The organism is Clavibacter lycopersici (genome assembly GCF_003576405.1).
Classification (GTDB): domain Bacteria; phylum Actinomycetota; class Actinomycetes; order Actinomycetales; family Microbacteriaceae; genus Clavibacter; species Clavibacter lycopersici.
Genome location: NZ_QWGT01000381.1, coordinates 1 through 1,592 on the forward strand (window position 1 = coordinate 1; position 1,592 = coordinate 1,592).

Genomic DNA, 1,592 nt, shown 5'->3' on the forward strand with positions numbered 1-1,592 from the left:
CGCGCTCGCGGCCGTCTGGGCCGAGGTCCGCGCGCTGCGGGTCGCCTCCGACGACGCCGACCGGGTGCGCCACGCCCTCCGCGACGCGACCCGCGGCGTCGACCTCCTCGTGACGACGGGCGGCGTGAGCGCGGGCGCGTACGAGGTCGTGCGCGACGTGCTGGAAGGCGGCGGCGTGGAGTTCGTCTCCGTCGCCGTGCAGCCGGGCGGGCCGCAGGGGCTCGGGGCGGCGGACGTCGGCGGCACGCGGATCCCCGTGGTCGCCTTCCCCGGCAACCCCGTGAGCGCGCTGGTCTCGTTCGAGCTGTTCCTCCGGCCGGTGCTGCGCGCCCTCGCCGGGCACCCGCGTCCGGTGCGCCCGTCCGAGGAGCTGCCGCTCGCCGCCGCGTTCGACTCGCCCGCCGGCAAGCACCAGGTGCGGCGCGGCCGTGTGGACGCCGACGGCCGGGTCGTCGCGGTCGGCGGCCCCGGATCCCATCTCCTGCACGCGTACGCGACCGCCACCCACCTCGTCCACATCCCTGCGGGCGTCGACCGGCTCGAGGCCGGCGACCCCGTCACCGTCTGGAGCATCGATGACTGATCCCGCCCCCTCCCTCACCCACCTGCGGCAGGACGGATCCGCGCACATGGTCGACGTGACCGACAAGGCCGTCACCAAGCGCCGCGCCGTCGCGCAGGCCGTGCTCGTCACCCGGCCCGAGGTGGTCGCATCCGTCATCTCGGGCGACCTCCCCAAGGGCGAGGCCGTCGGCACGGCGCGCATCGCGGGGATCATGGCCGCCAAGCGGACGTCGGACCTCATCCCGCTGTGCCACCCCCTGCCGATCGGCCGCATCGAGATCGACATCACGGGCGCCGACGACCGGCTCACCGTGGTCGCCTCCGTGAGCACCACGGGCGTGACGGGCGTCGAGATGGAGGCGCTCACCGCGGCCTCGGTGGCCGCGCTCACGCTCTACGACATGGTCAAGGCGGTGGACGCGCGCGCCGTGATCACCGATGTGCTCGTCCGCGAGAAGCAGGGCGGCAAGTCCGGGGACTGGGAGCGGGCATGACCGCGGCGGATCCGCGCGGCCAGGCGGTCGTGATCGTCGCGTCCACGCGCGCCGCGGCGGGGGAGTACGAGGACCGCACGGGTCCCGTCATCCGGGACTGGCTCGCCGAGCGCGGCTTCGAGGTGGGCGCGCCGGTCGTGCGCGCCGACGGGCCCGGTGTCGCGGCGGCGCTCGCCGAGGCCGTCGCGGGCGGCGCGCGCGTGATCCTCACCACGGGCGGCACGGGCATCACCCCGACCGACCGCACGCCCGAGGCGACGGCGCCGCTGCTCGACCTCGAGATCCCCGGGATCATGGAGGAGGCCCGCCGCATCGGCACGGCCCACACGCCCACGGCGGTGCTCACGCGCGGGCACGCCGGCCTCGCGGGCGGCGCGTTCGTCATGAACCTGCCGGGCTCGCCGGGCGGCGTGCGCGACGGGCTCGGCGTCCTCGACCGGATCCTCGACCACGTGCTCGAGCAGGCCCGCGGCGCCGTGCACCCGGCGACGGACCCCGCGGCCGACACGGCAGCCGACCACGCCGACCACGCGG

General features: G+C 76.6%; 3 protein-coding genes. All 3 read left to right on the forward strand.

Features of this window, described 5'->3' with window-relative positions:
• Positions 1 to 583, forward strand: a 583-nt coding sequence (locus DZG00_RS15310; RefSeq protein ID WP_233550166.1) for a molybdopterin-binding protein, incomplete at its 5' end; no start/stop codon positions are given.
• Positions 576 to 1,058 (forward strand): cyclic pyranopterin monophosphate synthase MoaC, encoded by a 483-nt coding sequence (gene moaC, locus DZG00_RS15315; RefSeq protein WP_119383153.1) that lies wholly within the window; start codon positions 576 to 578, stop codon positions 1,056 to 1,058. The genes DZG00_RS15310 and moaC, both read left to right, overlap by 8 nt.
• A partial coding sequence (locus tag DZG00_RS15320; RefSeq protein WP_119455813.1) for a MogA/MoaB family molybdenum cofactor biosynthesis protein occupies positions 1,055 to 1,592 on the forward strand: 538 nt, incomplete at its 3' end. The genes moaC and DZG00_RS15320, both read left to right, overlap by 4 nt.